General features: G+C 32.8%; 19 protein-coding genes. 6 read left to right on the top strand and 13 right to left on the bottom strand.

Annotated features, from left to right (window positions below):
* The 8 genes from DZ60_RS23595 to DZ60_RS0121160 form a co-directional block, all read right to left on the bottom strand.
* The coding region (locus tag DZ60_RS23595) for a hypothetical protein (protein ID WP_152537494.1) at window positions 1-517 on the bottom strand (517 nt) is incomplete at its 3' end.
* A gap of 23 nt (window positions 518-540) precedes the next feature.
* Window positions 541-2,835, bottom strand: coding sequence for a hypothetical protein (locus tag DZ60_RS0121195; RefSeq protein ID WP_025744022.1), 2,295 nt, complete (start codon window positions 2,833-2,835; stop codon window positions 541-543).
* Between the two features lie 18 nt (window positions 2,836-2,853).
* Window positions 2,854-4,296, bottom strand: a complete 1,443-nt coding sequence (locus DZ60_RS0121190; RefSeq protein WP_025744021.1) for a T9SS type A sorting domain-containing protein — start codon at window positions 4,294-4,296, stop codon at window positions 2,854-2,856.
* Between the two features lie 363 nt (window positions 4,297-4,659).
* Window positions 4,660-4,908: a hypothetical protein gene (locus tag DZ60_RS0121185; RefSeq protein WP_152537493.1), complete on the bottom strand. Its 249-nt coding sequence runs from the start codon at window positions 4,906-4,908 to the stop codon at window positions 4,660-4,662.
* A gap of 564 nt (window positions 4,909-5,472) precedes the next feature.
* On the bottom strand, window positions 5,473-5,955 hold the full coding sequence (locus tag DZ60_RS0121180) for a hypothetical protein (protein WP_025744019.1): 483 nt from the start codon (window positions 5,953-5,955) through the stop codon (window positions 5,473-5,475).
* Window positions 5,956-6,090: 135 nt separating this feature from the next.
* Entirely contained in the window at window positions 6,091-6,627 is a 537-nt protein-coding gene (locus DZ60_RS0121175) for a helix-turn-helix domain-containing protein (protein WP_025744018.1), read from the bottom strand.
* 3 nt (window positions 6,628-6,630) lie between these two features.
* Complete coding sequence (locus DZ60_RS0121170) at window positions 6,631-7,227, bottom strand: hypothetical protein (protein WP_034230282.1); 597 nt, start codon at window positions 7,225-7,227, stop codon at window positions 6,631-6,633.
* 445 nt (window positions 7,228-7,672) lie between these two features.
* Complete coding sequence (locus DZ60_RS0121160) at window positions 7,673-9,667, bottom strand: serine hydrolase (protein ID WP_025744016.1); 1,995 nt, start codon at window positions 9,665-9,667, stop codon at window positions 7,673-7,675.
* Between the two features lie 241 nt (window positions 9,668-9,908).
* On the opposite strand from DZ60_RS0121160, the gene DZ60_RS0121155 reads away from it, so the two are divergent.
* Entirely contained in the window at window positions 9,909-10,919 is a 1,011-nt protein-coding gene (locus DZ60_RS0121155) for a sensor histidine kinase (RefSeq protein WP_025744015.1), read from the top strand.
* A gap of 3 nt (window positions 10,920-10,922) precedes the next feature.
* Complete coding sequence (locus tag DZ60_RS0121150; protein ID WP_025744014.1) at window positions 10,923-11,618, top strand: LytR/AlgR family response regulator transcription factor; 696 nt, start codon at window positions 10,923-10,925, stop codon at window positions 11,616-11,618.
* A 177-nt stretch (window positions 11,619-11,795) separates the two neighbouring features.
* On the opposite strand, the gene DZ60_RS0121145 is transcribed toward DZ60_RS0121150, so the two are convergent.
* Window positions 11,796-13,361, bottom strand: a complete 1,566-nt coding sequence (locus tag DZ60_RS0121145; RefSeq protein ID WP_025744013.1) for a thiol-activated cytolysin family protein — start codon at window positions 13,359-13,361, stop codon at window positions 11,796-11,798.
* 313 nt (window positions 13,362-13,674) lie between these two features.
* Between DZ60_RS0121145 and DZ60_RS0121140 the strand changes: the two genes are divergently transcribed.
* Window positions 13,675-15,552, top strand: coding sequence for a tetratricopeptide repeat protein (locus DZ60_RS0121140; RefSeq protein WP_025744012.1), 1,878 nt, complete (start codon window positions 13,675-13,677; stop codon window positions 15,550-15,552).
* A gap of 11 nt (window positions 15,553-15,563) precedes the next feature.
* Here the strand turns inward: DZ60_RS0121140 and DZ60_RS0121135 are convergent, their stop codons facing one another.
* Both DZ60_RS0121135 and DZ60_RS0121130 read right to left on the bottom strand, forming a co-directional pair.
* Window positions 15,564-16,532: a pentapeptide repeat-containing protein gene (locus DZ60_RS0121135; protein ID WP_025744011.1), complete on the bottom strand. Its 969-nt coding sequence runs from the start codon at window positions 16,530-16,532 to the stop codon at window positions 15,564-15,566.
* Window positions 16,533-16,541: 9 nt separating this feature from the next.
* The gene (locus tag DZ60_RS0121130) at window positions 16,542-17,336 is read right to left on the bottom strand and encodes a hypothetical protein (RefSeq protein WP_025744010.1); all 795 of its coding nucleotides are present in this window, start codon (window positions 17,334-17,336) and stop codon (window positions 16,542-16,544) included.
* A gap of 289 nt (window positions 17,337-17,625) precedes the next feature.
* Between DZ60_RS0121130 and DZ60_RS0121125 the strand changes: the two genes are divergently transcribed.
* Complete coding sequence (locus DZ60_RS0121125; RefSeq protein WP_025744009.1) at window positions 17,626-19,890, top strand: acyl-CoA dehydrogenase family protein; 2,265 nt, start codon at window positions 17,626-17,628, stop codon at window positions 19,888-19,890.
* Between the two features lie 77 nt (window positions 19,891-19,967).
* On the opposite strand, the gene DZ60_RS0121120 is transcribed toward DZ60_RS0121125, so the two are convergent.
* Together DZ60_RS0121120 and DZ60_RS0121115 are read right to left on the bottom strand one after the other, a co-directional pair.
* On the bottom strand, window positions 19,968-20,483 hold the full coding sequence (locus tag DZ60_RS0121120) for a GNAT family N-acetyltransferase (RefSeq protein ID WP_025744008.1): 516 nt from the start codon (window positions 20,481-20,483) through the stop codon (window positions 19,968-19,970).
* On the bottom strand, window positions 20,476-20,712 hold the full coding sequence (locus tag DZ60_RS0121115) for a hypothetical protein (protein ID WP_025744007.1): 237 nt from the start codon (window positions 20,710-20,712) through the stop codon (window positions 20,476-20,478). The genes DZ60_RS0121120 and DZ60_RS0121115 overlap by 8 nt, the downstream gene beginning before the upstream one ends.
* A 137-nt stretch (window positions 20,713-20,849) precedes the next feature.
* Here DZ60_RS0121115 and DZ60_RS0121110 point away from each other — a divergent pair, with 137 nt between their 5' ends.
* Both DZ60_RS0121110 and DZ60_RS23590 read left to right on the top strand, forming a co-directional pair.
* Window positions 20,850-21,185, top strand: coding sequence for a winged helix-turn-helix transcriptional regulator (locus DZ60_RS0121110; protein ID WP_025744006.1), 336 nt, complete (start codon window positions 20,850-20,852; stop codon window positions 21,183-21,185).
* Between the two features lie 342 nt (window positions 21,186-21,527).
* On the top strand, window positions 21,528-23,554 hold a 2,027-nt coding region (locus DZ60_RS23590), incomplete at its 3' end, for a toxin-antitoxin system YwqK family antitoxin (protein ID WP_161634452.1).

Here is a 23,554-nt window from a genome sequence, read left to right as displayed (position 1 = left end):
AATAGCTTTCAATTACTCTTTTTTTATCTATTAAAGACCATTTATTTTCTAATTTGGAAAAAATATAAACTATTTCATCACCTATAACCTTACCACCTTTGTAATTTATACTCTGCATGGCTGTCGACATAAATATGCATTTTTTAGAATCAGATAATGTAAATAAATCAGAAAACATATATAACATATAATCACCATTTTCTCCTATTTTCCTATCACTTTCTATTAATTGGATTTTATCTTTCAATTTAGTGCATTCCGAATAATTTATGTGCTTAGTTTGATTATTAAATTGCTTTAGTTCTGCATCATTAAAAATATCCATTTTATTTATAGAATTCATTATCGCCTTATCTGGGGTATAACCAACTTCAACTTTTGCAGCTTTCTTCTCATATAACTTCATTTTTTCAAAAAGGATATGATATAATTTAGTATCCTTACAGGAATTTTCTTGACCAAAAGACATAACTGTACTTAAGAGCGTAAATAATAACAGTACAAAACCTTTTTTCATCAGTTTATATTTTAGATTAAATTTTACCAATTTCCGAAATTTCTCATCATAATCCCAACATTACTTCTCCAAACAGTCTCCCCAAATACAGCTTTCTCAAAAATAATACCAACTTCATTTTCTTCTAGTCGATCTTCAAAGAACTCATCACTCCAAAAACCTTCACCAAAAACAACATCCCCTAAATGATTATATTCATGTAATATAGCTACTGCAATTAAAAAACCTATTTCCTCTCTAAACTTAGCACTATTTTTTAAATTTTCTAAATCGTTTACTAAATCAATATCTATTCTCAGGATGTTAATTTCTTCTGGCATCACATGACCAAGATATCTTCCATACCTCTCCCTTCTTCCTTCACCCCCTAATTGCTGGACAATAATCTCTGGTCCTTTTCCCCATTGTAAGGCTTCTTTGATTGCTTCAAATGGAGCATCAGTTAACTCATGTATTTCATTAATAATAGTTTCATTATTAGCTATTTTAGGAACTTCATTTTTTAAATATTCTGTAAGTTGGGGGTAATCATTTTTATATTGCTCTGCTTTATCTTTTGGGTATTTGACGAGCGGAGATACTGATACTACACTATTATTCTTATCAGCTTCATATAAATTATGAAAATATGGCTTTAGTGCATCGTCTTCATAGAATTGCTCCATGCTATCAAACAAACCAAAAGCACTTATCGCCAAATCTTTATAATTATTAATCAACCATCTTTCTTGCTCATAAGAAAAATCTAATTCATCTGATAACATTAATAATGGAACCATTTCTCTTAATTTATAATCTGCACCGCGCATAATCTCTACAGCAGCACGCATATATAAGGGGTCTGATAAAATACGACTCATAGACGTTGCATCTTGCATAAACTCTCTACCAAATGGCAACACATAGTCAACCATAAAATCGTACTCAAGCAATGATGCATCAGTAATCGTAAATACTTGTTCTAATTGTCTATCTGTGATATCTGGATGAATCTCCATATCATTATTTTCTAAAAAATGACGAATTACACCTCCTTCAAAATCAAGATTTGAACCGTCAAACAGGACTGCCATCATATGCTGTATCCCCCCAAAGGCCTCCACCGTAATCACCCCGTCGAAAAGTTCTACCTCGGTATCTATATTGGCATACACCCCAATATCGGGTTGTAATCTGTCATTAATCAGAAGCTCCCCTTCATTCGCTCTGAGTAATTGATGCCCCGGAGGGGTAAAATCTCTGCTCGATGTGTAATCCCCAATAAAAGTTGTTAATTGATCTAGGGCGATGGCATTTGCATTTGTGTTCTTAAAAAAACCTCGTGCATATTTGTTTAGGCTAGTACTGCCATTGATTTTGCTTTGCCCAGATCGCCCTACATGGCTATTGAGCATTTGTTGGTAGATCGCCTCTGTGGTTTCTATCTCATAATCATCGACTATAACAGAAGCTGGTATTGAGGAAAGCAAGTTTTTTAGGTCATAGGTATAATCCCGATCTCCGATACTGAATTTTGTGGATTCCTCACCGAAGGGATATTGCATCACCGTCACATAGCGACTAGGGCTATTATGAGCGATTAAATGCCGTGTCATAAAACGAATTCTGGATTCGTAGCTAAGACTCCGGTAATGATCAATATATTTCTGTGCCAAAAAGTCTTCGAATCTGTCTTCATCCTGAGCAATGGCATACTGCGCATCATATTTTTTTCTTCTCTCTAAAAGGTTTTGTGCTGTATTATACCTATCTGTTTCTTCGTTTATATACCCCTTAAGTTGATCTCTGCTTAAGTTCTTGATTTTTTGACCTTCATATGCTATGTCACCAAAAAAATGTACTGCGGGGATTCCGAAAATTTCATTATTCAAATCATCAAGACGACCTGTCAATGCAGTTTGTGAGATTTTGCTTTCGCTTCGACCATAGGAGGTTGTGCGGGTTTCTTCTTCGTACAATGATTTAACCTCTGGATAGTATTGATAACGAGATAATCTATTGGTCTCATACGATCTAAAAAATGCAACCTGCGCCTCTTCAAACGTATTAAAACTTTGGCTATTTAATCGTTCTTCAATTTCTGTTTTTAACAGGCTCTCCTGACCTTCTAGCCATGCCCTTTGCTGATTGGCTTGTTGGGCTGCCAAGGCTTGCTCAAAAGCCAAAAAGTTACTTACAAAATTACAGAAACAGCTAAAGCCGATTTCTTCGTTATCACCAACGGCTTTGGCAGCTTTTACTTCTTCAAATTGGGCATGTGTCTTTTGTATGGCTATTAGACATATTCCTAATATCAATACTCTATATATTGTTTTCATCTTATTTTTTTGTGTGAATTAATCTTTGACTACAGTAGCATCAATTACGGTGTCACCTATATGAATTTTTACGAAGTAAATACCCTCTGGATAATCTCTAACATCAAATCTAAGAGACACGCTTTTTTCTTCTACAGAAACATCGGATGATACTTTGAGTATTCCCATTTGATCATAGATTTCTACAAAAGTGGTGTTAAGCTCTTCTATATCATATTGAACGTTTACGTAAAAAGACATAGGGTTAGGATAGATACGATAGTCTACATCTTCGGGATCTACTGGGGTGCTTGACCCCTTATATAATGCGACAAAAATTGGTGGCAGCGGTTCATTATACTCTAGGAGTGCCCCATTGACCCTACCCACCATAATATCTGGATCATCAGAAGAACCGTTTACTTCGTCAAATACAATATCAGTGATCTGATAGGTAATATAATCAGCTACAGGATTGTCTTTGTACATGTTTTTTACAGGTAACGTATGATCTAAATAAAGTGTATTATCACTAAATTGACCCGTACCTGTAATTGTGGTATCTAAGAGTGTAATTTGATATTCTAATTCATGGTTATCAGAGCCTTGCTCAAATTTGATATTAATTGGTGCTGCTCTTTTTATTTGTTCACCCTGCCAACAAAATTCTGCAAATACTCCTGAAAAATTAGCCACTAGATCATCGACCAGTAAACTGCTTATGTCTTCTTGATACTCGTAGATTGCTTGTTCATAATCTTCTGATAAGGTATAAACAGTAGGCTGTTGCTCACTTAGAAAGGAAGCTAAGGTTTGACTATTAATGATGTCATTTTCTAACAATAGCTCGATACCTTTTTCCTGATCTTCTCGTTCTTCGTAACCAAAATAATGCATCACTGCCTCCCAGTGCTTCGCCATAGGTTGATCACTTCTCTCAAAATGTTCCATCGCCCTATCATAGTCAGGGTCTGTATTTCCTAATCCCTTTAGGTAATAATACCCCAAAGCATATTTAGAAAAATCATCTCCATTATCCTCGGCTTCTTCGAACCAATACAAAGACTCCGCTAGATATGCATCTAATTTGCTACGATTCATCGTATGGATGTCAAAGGCGTTTTTATAATAAATACCTAACATTCGCATGGCATCAACATTACGATCCTCATCAGCCAATCGTTTTAGAATTGATACCCCCGTTGCTGTTTCTTCTGTTGTTGTCTCTTGTAGAAACACCAGTGTTGCGTACATATAATCAGCATCACTATTACCCTGATTAATACAAGGTTGGATATATTCTAACATTTCTCTTTTTAGCTCCTCTGAAAATTGATCACTATTTGCCCAATTTCTTTGCAAAAGATCAGCTTTTTGATCACATGTTAAACCCACTTCCTGTTCTTCTTCGATCTGGGCATAGCCTATATCAAAACACAAAAGTGTAAAGAACACCAAGCCCCAATAGTTTAATTTTTTCATTTGTTTTCGTTTTAAAAGATTAAAAATGTATTCCTCCTAATTCCATTACAATGTTAAAACAGAGTTGTTTCATTTTTTGAAACTCTGAAATATTTTTCTAAAAAAGTGCATGTATTAAAATTCCTTCCATTCAAAAAAAACAGCACTATATGTTTATGTCTGTTGTGCTAGATTTGTTACAATAGCATGTTATTTTTTTATTCATAAATACATATGAGTACCTGACTACCAATGGGAACCATTCCTCAGAACATTTTTGACTAGTAAACAGGGACTTCTGAAGTACTGGTACGATGTCAGGTACTCGATGTTTTTAGTAAACTATAAGCGTTAATCACAATCAATCAACTCTAGAACTCAGGATCATCTGTTGGGGTTTTTTATTCTAATACGTAATTGTGTTTTTAATCCTGACCCGTTGATTTTCCTAACTACTTGGGTAACACTCTCTCCTTTGTTATAACAATCCTTAATCCAATGACTCAATAAAATAGCATACCCACCATATATTGATTTAAAATTTTCATGTTCCATTGATAATCGCTCAAAGACTTTTTGTTCGAAAACCCTAACTTTTGTTTTCCCTATATTCTTCTCTAAATTCGTTTTCATTACTGTCATTTTCTACGATTCAAATATCTAGCTGAAAAACTTCTAACGCAATAAAGAGTTATTACAATTCCGTGAAAACGCACTTCTATTTCACTGAATTATTAGTACTTTTTTCTGTATTTACCCCATTCAAAATGACTTCTAAGCATTACTAAAGAACTTATAAATAGTTTCATAATAGTTACCTGCCTTAACAACACTAATGATTCACCATTTAATATTCATTTTTTCCTCAAAAACATCTATTTTACACCTCCATGATAGGGGCTATACCCCAAAACAAATAACTTTTAAATGATCTAATAAGGTTTTTAAATACTTATTTAATACTTCACATTACTTATTTATGGGGGTTTATTATGTATAAACAAGGATTAAAAGCTTGCGAAATGCATTTTAAATACTGTGTAATAGATAAAAAGGGAAAAGATTCACCACATCATTTATAGATTGAAGGGCTCTAAGTAGTTTCAGAGGGCATGAATCTTATAGATAGAATTCTACAATAACTATAAAACAGAAAAACCGCTTTACGCGGTTTTTAAAATCAGTTTTTTTCTAAATTTATTCTGAAACAGTTTCTTCTGATGATGAACTTGTTTTGCTAAATAGTACTTTCATATCGTTATATACTGTTTTTGCCCCAGGCTCATTCTCACCTGCCAAAAAACGCATCATTCTATAAAAAGTAAGAGCATTTGTATAATTATCATGATCGAGTAAAGTTTTAGTATCAATCAATTGCTGGGACAAATTTTCTAATAATTGCACACGATCTTCTATTTGTTTTCTCGCAACATAATCTTTATCAAACTCTTCTTTATCTAAAAACCTTGGAATCCATTCTGGATGTTGCTCCATATGTCCCTTTACTTTATCTACAATTAGCTTGTTTTGATTTGCTATTCGACCATATTGTTGCCGTTGCTCTGGAGTAAGGTTTATAGTTTTTCCTGATAATATCGTTTGAACTCCTGAAAGATACTCATCTAAAGTTTTTAATTCTTGATCTGTAAAGCTTATGCTTATTAAATTTTCTAATGCCATTTAATTTGTTTTAAATTTTTGGCAAAACTATAACGGTTATCACACTCTAAACAAAAAGTAGTGGTAACAATTCCATGAAAACGAAGCAATAAAACATATAATCTAAAAAAGCACAAACAACTTACTAAAAGCAAGTTAATCCAAAGTTTTAATATACTCAGAAGGATACATCCCCATTTTTTTATAGAATGCTCTTGAAAAAGTATTTGGAGTATTAAATCCAATTTCTTGAGCTATCGCCTTTATTGTATAATTTCTGTATTTACTATCACTTTGTAATCTGTTTAACAAGTATTCAATACGTAAATCCGTTATATACTTAGTAAAGCTTTTTTTCTTATGAAGATTAATCGTTTTAGACAAATATTTACTATTCGTACTTAATTTATGAGCAATACCAATTAAGTTAATGTTGGACTTAAGAAACCCTTTTGATTCCTCAAACTTCTTTAAGCTTATCAAAATATCGGATATACTATTTTGAGTTAGGACCTCGGCTCTTTTAGCATCTATAGATTTAATATCATTACATTCAATTTTATCTTGCCGATTGCTTATTATGGCATTATCAAATTCACTTACAATCTCCGTAACTAATACATTATAAGCTTCTTCAGAAAAATATTCTTTCTTTTCATCTAATTCATTTCTAAGAATATCTCTTACACTCATGCCTTACTTAATCTTTTTTGTAACGTTAATTACATCTTTTGCATATTCATTCCGATCACCGTTTTTTACATATTTCTTACGAACATCTAGAATTAAAAAACTAGTAAGCCTTCTTATATTGGTTTTAAGCTTGTTATTATTTTCTGAATCAACCTTTTTTTGTAAACTTATATATTTGAGGATTTCACGAAAAACAAATAGCGACAATACGCAAATAAGAAATGCTAAGAAAGTATATGCCAAATAATTATAGTTCACCTCGGGTATAAAAACCCATGATAAATAAAATACTCCAGATACAAAAGGAGATACCATGGCATACCTTAAGTATTTTTGTATAATTTTATAACGTGTAGGACTATTAACAACAGATATGGCAAGCAGTACACCTACTACTAATAGAAATGTACTGAAATGAACACCAAAAGAATAAAGAAATTGATGTACACTTGAAAATCCCCAAAACCTATCCTCTAGGATTTTCTTTTTAACAAAAGTATGTACAAACGGTAATAAGCCACTTATTAAAATGAGAAAAAAACCAAGTTTTTCTATAAAAAACAAATTGATTTTTAGGCTTTTATTTTTTAAAACATTCATAACTAATTTAAAACAAGGAAAAAAAGATGATCCTATTTGCAAAGAAAGTGATTTTTACCAAGAATTGCTTACGGTTTTTCCGCATATTTAGTTCTAAACATAATACCCATGTTTCTAAACATCAGTCGGCACTAGAAAAACATGAAAAATGGGTTCGATTCAAACAAGGTGGTATCCTGGGCTACCCGTATACTAACGTCTTTTGTCTTGGCTCGTATAAGTAATACCATTTCTAACTTAAAATGCCCCGATAAAACTTACTCTTTTTCGTTGATGCTTCAAAAAAAAAATGTAGCAGTTTAAAAACCACCGTGGCATATTGCCTACAATTCTAAAGATTCTCAATCTTAAAAATTATGTCGTCCCAAAGCTCAAGTTACATAACGCGAGTACATTATACACAATGGCTTTGTAACGACATAATAGGTGCTATTTTTTATCCAGACTAGTGTTTAACAAAAGCCGGTACAATGATTTCAGAAATTTGCGTCATTATTTTATCATCTTCTCTATCATGACCAGAAATTACGATGGTTAGATCAAGTTCTTCTATCACGATAACACGTTGTCCGCCGCCGCCCCAAGCAAATGTAGTATCATACCTCTTAGCACCTACTTTTATTTGTGTCTGATACCAAAAATAGCCATACCGATAGTCCTTAGGCATCCAATCTTCTGTAGGCTTAACAATCCCACTTGTGGCTTTGGCAAGATAGTCTACAGAAATAAGTTGCTCGCCGTTTATTTTACCCTTATTGAGCACCAAATTACCCAATTTTATCATGTCTCGAGACATAATACTTGCGCGCCACCCTGCTTGTGGCAAACCACTCACATGATTAGACCATTTATAATCTGTAATCCCCAGTTTGTCTAGCAATTCGGTCTTGATAAAGTCCTGCGCCGTTCCTGGTACCACAGCGTCAATCACCGTCATCACCAACATGGGATTAAAATTACCATACAAATACGTCTGTGACTCATTGGTTATAGGTTCACTTTGCTCAAGAAGTGTCTGTACCAGTCCTTGACCTTTTAATCGTATAGAATCCTTCTTAATGTCTTTCCATGTATCACGATTTATGGTCAAACCTCCTTTCATTGTCAATGCTTTATGAAGTGTTATTTTTTCTGCACCATCTACAAGCCTAGTCAATTCAAGATCTTTGAGAAAACTAATCAAGGGTTTGTGTAGGTCTTCTAGGGATAGGTATCCCATTTGAATCGCTCTGCCTAAAACCAAACTCGTATATGCTTTTACTGCTGATGCTTGTCCGTGTGGTACATTGATGCGCCCTTTCTTATAATAGGATTCAAACACTAATTTGTTTTTGTGCGAAATGAGCAAGGCATCATAGTTTCCATAGGTGCCATCAAAAATCTCTTGAGACAATGTAAGGATTTTGTTTCGGTCATTACTATTCACTGCTAATGTATCAACCACTATTCCGTCTTTTCTATCTTCTGGAGCTGTATTAATATATGCATTATTGAGGTGCGGAATATCCCAAAAGGAAACATCGCTGTCATAACTCGATACATGACTCATCAATGATGACAACCACCCTACAGCACGAACTGCTGTCGCAGGAAATGCTGTTTGATGAGTACCGTCGATCACCTCCTTAAAAACAGACAAACCAGCATCTCTTCTATCCTTTAATATGGTAATGAACTCCTCTATTGCTTTCACTCCCTCCTCTTCTTCTAAGGAGCCATAAGAAATAAAAACATTGGCCTTCATACTCGAATTCTTATTTGATGACTTATACGGTCCAAATTTTGAATTAAGCTCAGCTAAAAAAGGAATTTCGGTTTTGATCGATGGACTCCCCATTATGTAATTATTAAAGGTATCGGGCTGCGTCACTAAAATATATGCACCAAACTCAGCACTCAATGAATATCCAAAATAAGTACGACTGTTCGGATCCGTGCGGTAGGTAGTATCAATATATTTAATCACATCATTTTGAATAAAATCTAAATGTGTTTTGGCTTGGCCAAATTGATATTTTTTTTGAATTTCTGGATTGCTGTGTTTGCTTATCGAGTAATCACGGAACCGACTCACATGGGCTCCGACTTTATTTTTTTGCTCTTCATTGATATCTAATTGCCACGAAATTCCGACTAAAATAATATCAGTAAGGATGTATTCTTGGCATGCAGATAGCATTTCTAGATGCCAAATAGCATCTGTGTAATAAAGTACAGGATACGTTTTAGTACTGTTCTCAGAATAATCTTCTGGCAGTTCTATATAGAGTTCATAGTTCCTTTCTGTCTTCGTATCTTTTATAGGGACGACCTGAATCTGCGGTACTACCAGAGAAGTTCCTTTCACTATTTGTGAATTTGCGTTTGTACTATTTTCTTGTGCAAAAACAATATTTATACTCATAATGATGGATAATCCTAATAATTTAATTGCCTTCATAGTTGTCTTTTAGTATTAATGATTGATATTCTTATATTTTCTAGTACCTGGTTTGCAAAGTGCTCTATGTACCTAAATGTTTTTTAAAAATAAGTCTTAATTCAGGCCTGATTTATAAAATTGTATAAACACAAAAATTAAATGACAACACCATGTTGTCATTGATAAAACGCTTTTGTACAGAATTATGAAAACTTACAGTTATAGATAGTATCTTTAGTAGCGTTTAATAAAAGTGTTTATGGCAAAAAAGTCGTTAAAGAATACAATTCTCATTAATATTGGTGCCTTTCTGTTGGTAGCTATGCTAGAAATATTAGGTGGATGGCTCTTTAGAGATAAATGGGATAGTAATTATGAGTTTTATATCTGGCAACTGAGTTATGCAGTTGTTATTATGATTACTATTTGGATGAATCATTTTATTCTTATTCCTGTATTCTATGATAAGAAAAGATATTTTTTATACGGTGTCTTTCTGATTGCAACCATATTCATTATCTCTTATTTAAAGTCTAAATCTGACACGTTTAGTTGGGTGTATGTTTCTAAAATGTTCTTTTTTCTTATTTATGCAACTGGAGCCGGAATGGCGGCTTTTTTTCTGAGAAGAAATATAGCCATTCAACGAGAAAATAGTGAAAAAGACAAACTGCAAAAGGAGATGGAACTTACCTACTTAAAAGAGCAGGTAAATCCTCATTTTTTATTTAATTCGTTAAATAGTATTTATTCACTTTCTAGACAACAATCACCAGAAACTCCTGATGTTGTAATGCAATTATCAGATTTAATGAGGTATCAGCTAGAAAGTGCTAAAAAAGATACCGTTTTATTAAAAGAAGAACTTGAGTTTATAGAAAATTACTTATTACTTGAAGAAAAAAGGCTGAGTCGACGCTGTACTATTGAGTTTTTAATTAAAGGTGATTTATTAGATTTAAGGATTGCCCCCATGCTACTAATCCCATTTGTTGAAAACGCGATTAAGCATGGTGCACAAAGCACAAATGAGCAAAGTACCATTGATATTTCTGTGTCTGTAAAAGACAATACCCTTAATTTTTGTGTAGAAAACTCAATACCTTCAATAGGTGCTGTGTCTAAAAGAAAAGGAATGGGGCTTGAAAATGTGAAGCGCCGTTTAAATCTATTATATCTTGATGCTCATATATTAAAAATTGAAGAAAAAGAAAATGTCTATTGCGTACATTTATCTTTAGATTTAGACGTTTCAAAATTAAAAAAATAGTACATGATTAGAATTGGCATTATAGATGATGAACTTTTAGCACGTAAAGTGTTAGAGGATTATTGTTCTAAAATTGACAACTTTGAATTAGTATTAAGTACAGGTAATCCGCTTGAATTTATCAATTTCATACAGCGAAATACGGTGGATCTCATTTTTCTTGATATAGAGATGCCTGAACTTAATGGCATGGAAATTTTACGATCTATGCTTAACCCACCAAAAGTAATATTGACAACGGCTTATTCTGAATATGCCTTAGAAAGTTATAATTATGGTGTGGTAGATTATCTATTGAAACCCATAAAAATTGAACGATTTCTAAAAGCCATCAATAAAGTTACGGCGTCTAAACTCATACAACCAGAAAAAAATAATGATAGTGACGAACTTCAGATAAAACATGACGGCATACCTATTAATATTCCATTTAAATCAATTCTATACATACAGAGTTTTGGAAACTACCTGAAGATATTTACCGATTCTAGAATGTACCTGATCTCTGAAACACTTATTAATATTACTACGCTATTATCTAAAAATTTTCAACGGACACATAAATCATACATTACTAATTTGGATAGAGTTACGAAAGCCACCAAAACACATTTGTTAATCGACGATAAAAAATTACCAGTTAGTACGATGTATAAGGTTATTGTTTTTGAAAAATTAGAAGTTTTAGCGAAGTTATAATAGTAAACTCCTATTCGATACGTATTACACTTCTCTCCTACCATCACTTTGTGCTTGCTCAGTATGATTTTATATACGATTTGAGTGTATTGAATCTATACCAGTTACAAAATAACAGCCGACACCAAGTTGTTGAATCACCAACATTAGGTGCCGACTGTTTAAAATATTTAGTTGTTAATAAACACGCCACGCATAAAAATAGGTACGGAAATCGATATCTGGGTCTTCGGTGAGGTTTACTCTGATATAATCGTTTTTACCATCCTCTAGATTCTTTAATAAAATTTTCTCTTCTTTTTTTCCGAGATACTCGTTAGAAGAAAATGCGTCATCCTCTGTAAACTCAGCAGATAGTAGTACATAATCGTTTTCTAAATCGGGCAGATACAGTTCTACTTCCAATGTATCATCATTAGATGGAATAGACCAAAATACATCTTCATCTACGGTTATATAATTATTTGAAGTTCTGGTATAGGACACCCTACCTTTTAAACTGCCCCCCTGAAAAATTTCGGCTTTCATGTACCCATGTAAGTTTATACTATTGTCGCCATTACTATCGACCATTTTTAAACCATGAAGCTGAATTCCATATTTTTGGTATGCTTGGTAGCAGGTTCTAATATTGTACTCACTAGATAACACGACATTTGCCACAGGAAAACCAGGTCGTATATAACGTAAGGTATATCCTAACGGTGCCCCCGGAGAATCGACAGAATATTCACCACCTTCGGTAATATAACTATAAACACCTTCTGGCCCTGTAACTACTTGTGCAGCATCACCAGATGACCCACCAAGTACTAATGCTTTTACTGTAGAGCTATTCCAGAAACTTTGGTGCTCCCCTTGCCCATTGACCTCGCCTCCGCTAAAGGCTGCATTAAATGCTGCTTGGGTATCTGTAAAGCTAGAATTTGTTTCTACAGTATATAAGAGCATTCTTCCATACTTAACAGAAGATACAATTACTGGACTGGTAGCATTCAAATCTGGAACAGCAGTAAAGAGTTTTCCTGGATTTTCACTTTCTTCAATTGCTAAATCTATGGTATAGTATACTTGTAAATATTTAATAACATACTTATACGTTGTCTCAGAACTATTGAAATTAAATGAACCTGATACACTATTTTTTCCTTTGGTATAACTAGCTCCTAAAGCAATATTTAAGTGCTCCTCTGAGTATACTTCCTCAGTAGTGAAATTCACTTTAGCAGAAGCAGACCCCGTTACACCCTGTTGTAACATATCTTTTACGCCTTCCCTAACCGTAGATATATTCGGATTTTCTATTACCGTAGACGGTTTCCCGTTTAAGTTCTCTAATGAACATGACAAGGTGATTGGTGCTCTGCCACCAGTGATCCCAATATATTCTCCTGTTGGTATGGATTCTCCTTTTAGCATCGCTCCGGGATAAATAACATCACTTGTAGGATCAAGTAAAATCATTTCATTAAAACCGGGTGCCATTTTGTAGGTTTTGACTACACATTCATTACGTTCTCCTTCCCTTACAGGAGCTTCTTCTTGAACAAGTTCTTCGATGGACACTTCGGGTTGAACAAAATTTGATAAATCGGCTAGTAGCTCATTTAGGTCTTCTAGTGTTTCTCCCGAAACGATGCCGTCATCTGTATTATCTTTACTACATCCGGTACAACAAAGTAGCGTGATTAAAAAAAATGTACTGTAAATAATGTTTCCAATTGTTAATAGCTTTGTTTTCATAATTAGTCTTGTTTTTGTGATTCAACACTTCAAAACTAGATAGGAACACGAGTAAAAACTAATTTTAAGTATGGACAAACTATGGACAAACGATATCAAAACTGCCTTGTTCTCCTATGGACATTGCATATATCCCTTATTTTAAAAAATAATTTAAATATTTGATTTACAAGGATTTATTAATCCAAAAAAGTATTACAAAGAATACAATAGCATAGATTTTTTATGGACAAGCGTATTTTACCGAAAAAACAACATGTATATATTGAATAGATATTATACTATCTTAGATTGACAAGAAACCAATCCACTCATGAAAACGAAACTATTATTTTTTTTAATTTTATCAGTACTGACAGCATCTCTTTTTGGTCAAAATAAAAAAACAATTGATAGTCTTTTGGCCATGTATCAAAATCAATCATTAGATACTGTAAAAATTAATACAGCAAACAATATTGTTAATTATTACATGTATCGCTCATCAGATAAAGCAAAAAAGTATGCTTTTGAATTACTTGATATTTCTAAAAAAATCAACTCTAAAAAAGGGAAAAGTCTAGGCTTATATCAATTAGGAGTCGTGTATAACAACCTAGACCAATTAGACTCAGCTAAGTATTATTATACTTCAAGTTTAGAATTAGCTAAAGATTTAAATGACCCCACATGTGTATCCAAAGCATATAGAGGTCTGGCAATACTAGAGTACTCACAAGGAAAATTAAATGAAGCCGATAGTATTAATGATATGGATTTAGAAAATACCATAAAACATCAGGACTCTATGGGCGTAGCTTTAGCATATGATTTTAAAGGTACGATCAATCAAAACAAAGGCTATTACTCAATTGCGTTAGCTAATGCTTTAAAAGGTTTACATCTTTTTGAAACGTTAGGTGATTCTATTCGTATTGCAGATTGCTATAATCATTTGGCAACGGTAGAACATAATCTAGGCAACATAGAAAAAGCCATAAACTACAACGAAAAGGCTTTAGAAATTTATGAAGTATATGAGGATGTATATTATCAGGCACAAATACTGAATGATTTGGGTATTATGTATAATCTACTAAACCAAGAAGATACAGCATTAGCATACCTGAATAAAAGTATTAAAAAAAGTGATGAGGCAAAAGTTCTTAGTATTAAAGCTGCATCTTATACAAATATTGGCGAATCGTACATTGGTTTAAAAAAATATGATTTAGCTATTAAAAATTTAAATACATCAATCGATATTTCAACTTCTATCAATGCTTTGCGCCGTATTGCTATATCAGAAAATAAATTAGCCAAAATATACTTACTAGAAAACACCCCTTCAAAAGCAATCACATATGCAACCAATGCATTAAACTATGCTATAAAAAATAAAAACATATCTATTAAACGAGTGGCATTAAGAAACCTAAGCGATGCTTATAGTAAACAAGGTAAAGCGGGGTTAGCACTAGAAACTTTTAAAAGGTATCATACCCTATCTGATTCTATATTAAATAAAGAAAAGATAAAGACTATTGAAGAACTCCGCACGATGTTTGAATTAGAAAAAAAAGAAACTCAAATTACGCTGCAAGAAAAAGAAATAAAAACACTGAATGTGCAAGCCGAAAATGACAAGCTTACGAAAACCCTTTATGGTACCGGAATGGTATCTTTTTTGACTATTTCTGGATTATTATTTTTTGGTTTTAAACAACGTATTAAAAAAAATAAAACAGAACGAGAAAAACAAGAAATGTTATTAAAGCAAGAGATCGCGTTTAAGAAAAAAGAGTTAGCATCACAAACCCTTCATTTAGTTCAGAAAAAGGCATTTATACAAGAGCTCAAAGAGAATCTAGAAAAAATCAAAAAATCACCAGAGTTATTTAAAGTAGAATTCCGTCGATTGGTCTTATTACTAAAAAAAGAAAATGCTGAAGATAAAGACTGGGAAGTATTTAAGTCATACTTCTCTGAAGTACACAACAATTTTGATCATAAACTTAAAGAAATATACCCTGATATTAGCGAAAAAGAAATGCGTTTAGCATCATTTTTGCGTATGAATCTATCTACAAAAGAAATTGCCTCTATGCTCAATGTATTGCCTGATAGTGTTTTAAAAAGTAAGTATCGCTTAAAAAAGAAGCTTAATTTAGATAAAGAGGTTGATTTGAATCAATATTTGAGTGCATTATAACCCAGTTACTTTTATTCGTACGCTAATGTCGCATTAGACTCGTTTATTTCACCGCTTTCTAACCAAGTATCCCAGGTATATACATCTGCTTTCTTAGGCCAAAAATCTGGTTTTTTGAGATGTTTAGGGAGTACAACATTATCGTCTCCTAAACAAGAATTTAATTGTTCTTGTGTTAGATTTGTTACTTTTCCTAAATCACAAAAAGAAAACCAGCAGCCTTCAAAATCACAAGTTTCTATGCCTATAAATTCACCTTTGCAGTGAAAAAAATTGGTTTCATAAAAAACACAATCTTTAAACGTAGTATTTTCTACATTTTGTACTTCTGATTGATCAAAATCACAGTCAATAAACTCTACATCATCTAGGCTTGTATCAATAAAGCGAACACTTGATAACGAACATTTACTAAATTTTGCACCAGACAAATCCGATTCATAAAACATAATAGTTTCTAGCTCCATCTTTTGGAATTTAGATGTATACAAAACTACATTATCCAATTCCAGTCTGTTCATTTTGCCTTTTGAAAAATTCATCATCGGAATATTAATATTCTTAATTTTCGTTTTTTTCTTAAAAGGAGGTGCTTTTTGAAGAAAAAATCCTATTATTTTTCCAAATAAATTTCGCTCCTGAACCAGTACTTTAGGCAACCATTTGTTTGGTACAAAAGTGTATTTACCTTTGTAATTCACCTCAAAATCAGTATTCATTTGGTCAAATTCAATTCCAAATTCATCTTCAATCAAGTCAGCACTTATATACGCGGGGGAACTCTTTATATAACTACATATATTTTTCAACATTTTTTTGGAAAATAAACTGTAGTTGGCAGAACAAATTATCTTGACCGATTTTGCTCTAATTTCTGTATCGGGAAATGTATATCCGTCTATGTTTTTAGTAGCATTTAAATTATCAATGGCTAAAGTAAGTTCTTCTTCAGAATAGTTCTTTTCTCTCTTAAAAATCATAGTAAAATATTAGTTACCGGGCATATAAATTTCATAAGTATTAGATTGCCAATTTTCTAAACTCTTGTAGGTGATATATATTTCTTTTATTTCATGTTGAAGCACACCATCTTCATCTTCCTTTTTTTGGTAAAACTCCGGATACAAACCCGTGATACCTTCTTGATGAAATCTCTCTAAATGATCTTTATGAATTAAAACCGTCTCTTGGTCCAACCACTGATTATCAAAAAAGTGTTTTTTATAACTAAGGTATATAAAAGGTCTTTGGCTTACTTCTACCCTATTGAGTCTCTTTTCTAATTGAATTACACTTAAAGGGTTATGAAAAGAAATATAATGAAACCCATCATGTTTGGTGCCAAAAGCATCCGTTAAAATTGCTTTCCCTGAACCGCTACCCGTTTTTTTTGATAAAGACAATAAATTGAAAAATTTATCAGAAACAATAAGTGTTTTGTTACCCTTAACATAACTAAAATCAGGTAACCGAAGTGGTTCTTGCTCAATTTTGGCAAGTTCTGGCATCACTATGTTTTTATCATTTATGGTAATTTCTTTTGATTTCAATCCCCTGTAGGGTGAAAATTCAAGCTCTAACCCCTCATCAAATCTGTGATCATCAAAGGTTTTTAAATCTCTTATAGATTCTTCTGAAATACACCATTCTAAAGAACTTCTACTCAACCCATATTCTCCATAATCATCTTCTCCAAAATTTATAGTAATATCGCTATGAGGTATCAATAGATATTCCTCAAGCAAAGGACCAGGAGGAGTATCCATTAGATTTTTTAGTATCATGAAATAAGCTTTTTTATAAAAGTGTAATATAAATCATTTTAGAAATTTTCATCAGAAAAGAATGAAGTATTTGATGAACCTGCTATAGAATCGTAAAATAGCAACCTACATCAGATTATTAAAACTACAACCTAAGCGGCCATTGACTCTCATACCAAGTGATTACCCATTAAAAAGACTATTTCTTCCCTGCCTTTGATTTTGATGACTAATCCTAAGTTCACTTATTAAAAAAAATTTTTTTTTCACTTCCCTGTTTTATAAAGTCATATCATCGTAAATTTAGCGTATGATAGCAAAAATTTATTCTCCTGGTATTTTACAATATATTCCTTTTTTTTATGTGATTTGGTCTGATGATTTATTGTCATATTCTGAAGTCTCAGTAGTAAAAAAAGCAATCGAATATGATGACACACTGAAAAAAGAAGATCGTAGCTACCTTATAAAATATTTAGATAAAAAGGCACCTCCTGCCTATCAAGAACTTAAAAACTGGAAGAAAGTAATTTCTAACTCTAAAATAAAGTTAGTAGAAAGTGATACGTATCCGCTTTCTACATTTAGTCAAAAAATGGTTTGTCATCATTTTGCCGAATGTCCATTCAATTCGTATTTGAAAGACATTGAAATTAATCTTGGTATTCAACCAAACCATTATAAGCATTTATTTGAAATAGAGGTTGTAAAAGAAAGTACGTCTACGTATTACAATCCCATTGAAATAGATGCGATATTAAAAGGAGAACATGCTGTCGTTATTGATGCTTTTAGAAATGTATTAAAAGACCCCATTTTTGAATGGGATATTAAAAGAGATAAGGAAACATTTAGAGCACATGTATTAAAACAGGTGGCGTTTTTGGCTAAAGAGGGATATGGTGCTATGGCCTACCCCAAACCTTATGGAGGAACAGAAAATATGCCCGGATATGCGGCGATTTTTGAAAATATGATGTATGTAGATGGTAGTATGGCTGTAAAATTTGGTGTACAGTTTGGTCTTTTTGGAGGAAGTATTCAAAAATTAGGGACTAAAAAACATCATGATGCGTATTTATCTGAAACCGGAAAAGCAACACTTTTGGGTTGTTTTGCGATGACCGAAACAGGGCATGGATCTAATGTAAGAGGTGTAAAAACGACAGCGACCTATGATAAGGAAACAGACAGTATATTTATTCACACACCAGGAAAAAATGATAACAAAGAATATATAGGAAATGCCTTGCACTCATCAATGGCTTCTGTTTTTGCTCAATTAATTGTAGAAGGAAAAAACCATGGTGTTCATGCTATTTTGGTACCTATTCGTGATGCAGAACACAAATTAATGCCTGGTGTTGCTATAGAAGACAACGGTTATAAACTTGGTCTGAATGGAGTGGATAATGGTAAAATCTGGTTTCATCAAGTACAAGTACCAAGAGAGAATTTATTAAATAAGTATGGGGATATTACACCAGATGGCACCTACCACTCTGATATCGAAAACCCTAGCAAACGTTTTTTTACCATGTTGGGCACATTGGTTGGTGGTAGAATTTGTGTTGCACGTGCTGGACTTGGTGGTGCCAAAAAAGCATTGGCGATTGCCGTAAAACATGCGTTAAAAAGAAGACAATTTAATGACAGTATAAAGATTCAGGAAGATCTGTTAATGGATTACCCAACTCACCAATTACGCTTGACTCCGGCAATTGCTAGCTGTTATGTCTATGACATTACGCTTACGCATATGATGAAAGCATATAGTGACACGACAGTGCAGGACAAGCGAAAAATAGAAACACAAGCCGCTGGACTTAAATCGATCATTACATGGTTTGCTAATGATACCATACAAGAATGTCGAGAAGCCTGTGGCGGGAAAGGATATTTGATGGAAAATCAAATCACGGATCTAAAAGGCGATGTCGATATATTCACAACCTTTGAAGGTGATAACCATGTGCTACTTCAATTAGCTGCCAAGGGTGTTTTATCAGATTTTAAATCAGAATTTAATAGTGCTGGTTTTACCGCTGTACTTAAATTATTAGGTGCAAGAATTGGGGATAAATTAAATACTATTAATCCTGTATACACCAATAATGTGGATAAAGACCATTTATATAGTTCAAAATTTCATAAACACGCTTTTGATTTTCGTACCAGAAGACTGACCTATACAATTGCAATGCGAATTCGAGATTATGTAAAAAAAGGAATGCCATCATATCAGGCTTTTTTAAAGGTACAAACACATCTGTTGGCTTTGGGCAAAGCATATAGCGTAGAATTGGCGTATGCTACGTTTGTAGATTTTACGGATACCATTGAAGATGAAAAAAATAGGTTGTTATTTCAAAAATTAGGCGTTTTGTATGCATTGCATGAATTGCGCAAAGATGCTTCTTGGTATTTAGAACAAGGCTATATTAGCGGAACGAAGTCGAAAGCAATGCGCCAACGTGTAGAACGACTCTGTACAGAATTGCGACCACATTTAGGAATATTAATCGATGGATTTGGGATACCTGATCACTGTATGAGCGCACCTATTGCAAAATAAAAGAGTATATATAGTTTCGCTATTTGGTTAAGAAAATGTACCGAAGTGCATTTTTAATGAAATAGCGAACTGGTGTTTTATATTTTTTTAGAGAATACTATATTGTTATATCCTTCTCCATTGACGATAAAATTTAATTCTCCAACGTTTATAAATTTATTTTTCTCGTAGAATCTAATGGCTCTATCGTTTTTTATGTAAACCGAAAGCCACATGGTTTCTAATTGTAATGCTTTAGCTTTCTCTTCAACAAAAGTTAGTAGTTGTTGCCCTATTTTCAATGGGATGAAATCGGCTAAAATGAAGATCCTTACAAGGCGAACAGTGTTTTGGGAGGTAATACTTTCGCATCCTTCGTTTATAACTAATTTTGCGTAACCAACAGGTAAGTCATCAACATAAACAATATAAAAAAGGTTCTTAGGATTGTTTATATTTTGTTTGGTTTTAGAAACCGAAAAATTCTCATCTAAGTATTGTAATAGGTTCTTTTTATCATCTATATAATGACCATGAGATTCTGCCCAGGTTACTCTTCCTAAAAGTGCTAAAACTTCTGTATCTGCTTCTTTCGCAATTTGTATTTTAATCATTGTTGTTCTTTTTAATTTTCAATCGTCTAAGATGATACCCATGAAGAAATACAGCAATAGTACACCCTACAACTATCGGAGTTGCAATAATTAATACGCCGTATATAATGTAAATTACATTAGCGATTAGTGAGATTAATCGTAGTTTATACTCTCCTTTGGTAGACATAGAATATAAATTGATGATCAAACCACCGTAACCAATACTATCAATTAAAATAGCGTTCATAGTGTATCTTTTTTTAAAATAATGGGTGCTTTCATTTTTAATGGATTTTTACTATACTTAATATAGTTACAATAGTAAGTATATTATTCTATCTTTGCAATAACGGTCAAAAATGATAGTTTAATTAAATTTGAAATATGTACACCTTTAACGGAAAAGAATATCCCTGCTGTACCAGTTTAGTGATGGGCATTATTGGGGGTAAATGGAAGGCAGTAATTTTGAACAACTTGAAGTATACCACGCTGCGCTATAATGAACTGAGAAAAACAATGCCTACAGTTACTGAGCGTACATTGAGTTTACAGTTAAAGACATTAGAAAATGATGGAATTATCAAGCGGAAAGTGTATACCTCAAAGCCACCACTAAAAGTAGAATACTCCTTAACTGAGTTTGGACAAACTTTGGTCCCTGTAATACAATCTATGGTAGACTGGGGGAATTATGTGATTGAAAATAAGTTAGATTAAGATAAAGAATGCTCTATAAAGGTTTATAAGAGTTTTAACCCTAAATGGATTTTAAAACGCAAATAGCACCTTTTCTATATTCTTGGACAAATCGACTTTAGAGAATTCAAGAAGTCCTATTTGTCAAATAGAAACTAGTGAGCACCCCTGTAACTACCTGTTTACTTTATATTTAGATCATTAGTATCTAAAACATCTTGTGGCAATCTCTAGTCTTCTACTATCCTTTACTCATTTATTAGCTTTTATTTTCATTAGTATAATCATCTTCAAATACAGAAAATATGATCGAAAATATTTAACATTGTAAAAAAATGCTTCAAATACAATAATCTAATGAATATGGATGATTTTATTATCTGCACCAATAGAAATAACAAATCACGAATAATGCACATAAAACCTGCAATTTTCCTTTTAATACTCTTCTCATTTTCTACTATACTTCAGGCCCAAAAAAAAACCAGAGAAATAGTACAGCATGCTACCTTAGGTGAAGTCACCTTGGTAAAAGTATATAAAAACTATACTGATGAGATTAATTATGAGTTTTTCGAAAAAAACACCATGATTGAAGATACAACATACGGAAAAATGAAAGCTGTTGGTGAGTATGATAAAGAAGGTGTTTTGACATGGGAGACCCGGTTTAAAGAAAGTTATGACGACCCAGAGTTAGGCATCGTTAATATTGAACAAGAATATGACGAGGGAGAGCTACAATCAGATTATAGAATTAAAGAAAACTATAATGATCCTGATCTGGGTACTATAAATCTAGTTATGAGCTTTTATGAGGGAGAACTGGAAGAAACCTATAAAATTAAAAAACAAATAAAGAAAGACGCACGTTTGGGTAACGTTACAACTGAAATTGTTTACAATGAAGACAATACCAAAGATAATGAGGTAACCACCTATGGGACTACAACCATAAAAAAAAGCTTCTATGAGAACCAACTAACATCAGAAATAAAAAATTATCTTGATGAACACAACAATTATATCCGCCAAGAACTAGAATATAATGGTAGTGGTAAGCTTAAAAAGGCTTTTTATTATAAAAATGGTAAAAAAGACGGTTTACAAAAATATTTTTATACTGATGGTATCCCTAATTTAGAACATACCTATAAAAACGGAACAAAAGTTGGAGTTCAAAAGTCCTACCACAGCAATGGTACATTAAAAGAGAAAAAAACTATTGATGAAAATGGCAAAACAGATGGTGAATATTTGTTGTATAAGTATGATGGTACGGTAGAAACTAAAGGGAGCTATAAAAATGGTACTAAGACAGGTATTTGGGAAGAATATGGTAGCCGTAACCCTAATTTGCTTAAAAAATGCACCTATACCAAAGATAATGCCGTCTGTGAAGAGCTGGATTATTATGATCATGGGGGATATTTTACAATAAAATCAATCACCACATTTACTCAAGATAAAAATGATTATTACCGAAATGGTCCTTTTATATCTTATTATAATTATGAAAAGAATCTAATTAAGGAAAAAGGAGCCTATAAAAATGGAGATAAGTTTGGCCCTTGGACCGTACTAGATGAAATGGGAAATAGTATTTGCAATGTCACCTACATAGCTAATGATAACATTACTGACCAAAAGTTTGCCTCTTATTCTGAAGACGGAATACTAGTTAATAAAGGAAGTAATGTGCCCTACCATTCCTGTGGAGGAAAAACCACCTTCACGGGAGAAGGTTATCTAGATCGTTATGATGCGGGCAAAATATCTTCTCAAAAAAAGTATTTTGATGGTAAATTGGTATCAGAAAAAATGTACAAACAAGGGGTGTTAGAATTTGAAAGGAAGTTCAAAAACGAAGAAAAAACAGGACTTATAGCTTATGATGATAAACAACGGATTAGATATTCACTAAGAATGGTTAGTGATACTACATATGTTGAGCAATACAATTATCAATTAAAAGAATTAAAAATTAAGGACGAAGGCTTTATAGTCGAAAAACAAAAAGAACCATATACTTTTCAAAGAACAATAACCTATGCTTCAGGAGAACTATATGCCAAAGGGATAGTTATAGTTGATACTTTGCGAACTCCTAAAAAAATATATGATTTTTCTAATTTAAAATTTTCAAAAACCGGTCTTTGGAAATCATATTACAAAAATGGAGAGCCTGAATCATTAGGTGAGTTTCGATATGATCAACCTATTGGTGAATGGAAATCATTTTATGAAAATGGAATAATAAAAGAAAAGGGAACATATAAATTAACGGATAAACCAGATTACGCGGGAAAATATGCTAGCCTAAAAATTGGTATATGGATCACTTATAATGAAGACGGAAATGTAATAGAGGAAAAAGATTATAAAGACGG

This window comes from Aquimarina pacifica, from assembly GCF_000520955.1.
GTDB classification, from domain to species: Bacteria; Bacteroidota; Bacteroidia; order Flavobacteriales; family Flavobacteriaceae; genus Aquimarina; species Aquimarina pacifica.
This window is presented reverse-complemented; position numbering and strand designations above follow the sequence as displayed.

Bases quoted from the DNA above. Each gene is read 5' to 3' on its own strand.
- DZ60_RS0121155 (WP_025744015.1), top strand. From the start codon at position 9,909: ATGGCAAAAAAGTCGTTAAAGAATACAATTCTCATTAATATTGGTGCC.
- DZ60_RS0121135 (WP_025744011.1), bottom strand. From the start codon at position 16,532: ATGATTTTTAAGAGAGAAAAGAACTATTCTGAAGAAGAACTTACTTTA.
- DZ60_RS0121170 (WP_034230282.1), bottom strand. From the start codon at position 7,227: ATGAATGTTTTAAAAAATAAAAGCCTAAAAATCAATTTGTTTTTTATA.
- DZ60_RS0121110 (WP_025744006.1), top strand. From the start codon at position 20,850: ATGTACACCTTTAACGGAAAAGAATATCCCTGCTGTACCAGTTTAGTG.
- DZ60_RS0121120 (WP_025744008.1), bottom strand. From the start codon at position 20,483: ATGATTAAAATACAAATTGCGAAAGAAGCAGATACAGAAGTTTTAGCA.
- DZ60_RS0121180 (WP_025744019.1), bottom strand. From the start codon at position 5,955: ATGGCATTAGAAAATTTAATAAGCATAAGCTTTACAGATCAAGAATTA.
- DZ60_RS0121150 (WP_025744014.1), top strand. From the start codon at position 10,923: ATGATTAGAATTGGCATTATAGATGATGAACTTTTAGCACGTAAAGTG.
- DZ60_RS0121185 (WP_152537493.1), bottom strand. From the start codon at position 4,908: ATGAAAACGAATTTAGAGAAGAATATAGGGAAAACAAAAGTTAGGGTT.
- DZ60_RS0121160 (WP_025744016.1), bottom strand. From the start codon at position 9,667: ATGAAGGCAATTAAATTATTAGGATTATCCATCATTATGAGTATAAAT.
- DZ60_RS0121190 (WP_025744021.1), bottom strand. From the start codon at position 4,296: ATGAAAAAATTAAACTATTGGGGCTTGGTGTTCTTTACACTTTTGTGT.
- DZ60_RS0121125 (WP_025744009.1), top strand. From the start codon at position 17,626: ATGATAGCAAAAATTTATTCTCCTGGTATTTTACAATATATTCCTTTT.
- DZ60_RS0121130 (WP_025744010.1), bottom strand. From the start codon at position 17,336: ATGATACTAAAAAATCTAATGGATACTCCTCCTGGTCCTTTGCTTGAG.
- DZ60_RS0121175 (WP_025744018.1), bottom strand. From the start codon at position 6,627: ATGAGTGTAAGAGATATTCTTAGAAATGAATTAGATGAAAAGAAAGAA.
- DZ60_RS0121145 (WP_025744013.1), bottom strand. From the start codon at position 13,361: ATGAAAACAAAGCTATTAACAATTGGAAACATTATTTACAGTACATTT.
- DZ60_RS0121195 (WP_025744022.1), bottom strand. From the start codon at position 2,835: ATGAAAACAATATATAGAGTATTGATATTAGGAATATGTCTAATAGCC.
- DZ60_RS0121140 (WP_025744012.1), top strand. From the start codon at position 13,675: ATGAAAACGAAACTATTATTTTTTTTAATTTTATCAGTACTGACAGCA.
- DZ60_RS0121115 (WP_025744007.1), bottom strand. From the start codon at position 20,712: ATGAACGCTATTTTAATTGATAGTATTGGTTACGGTGGTTTGATCATC.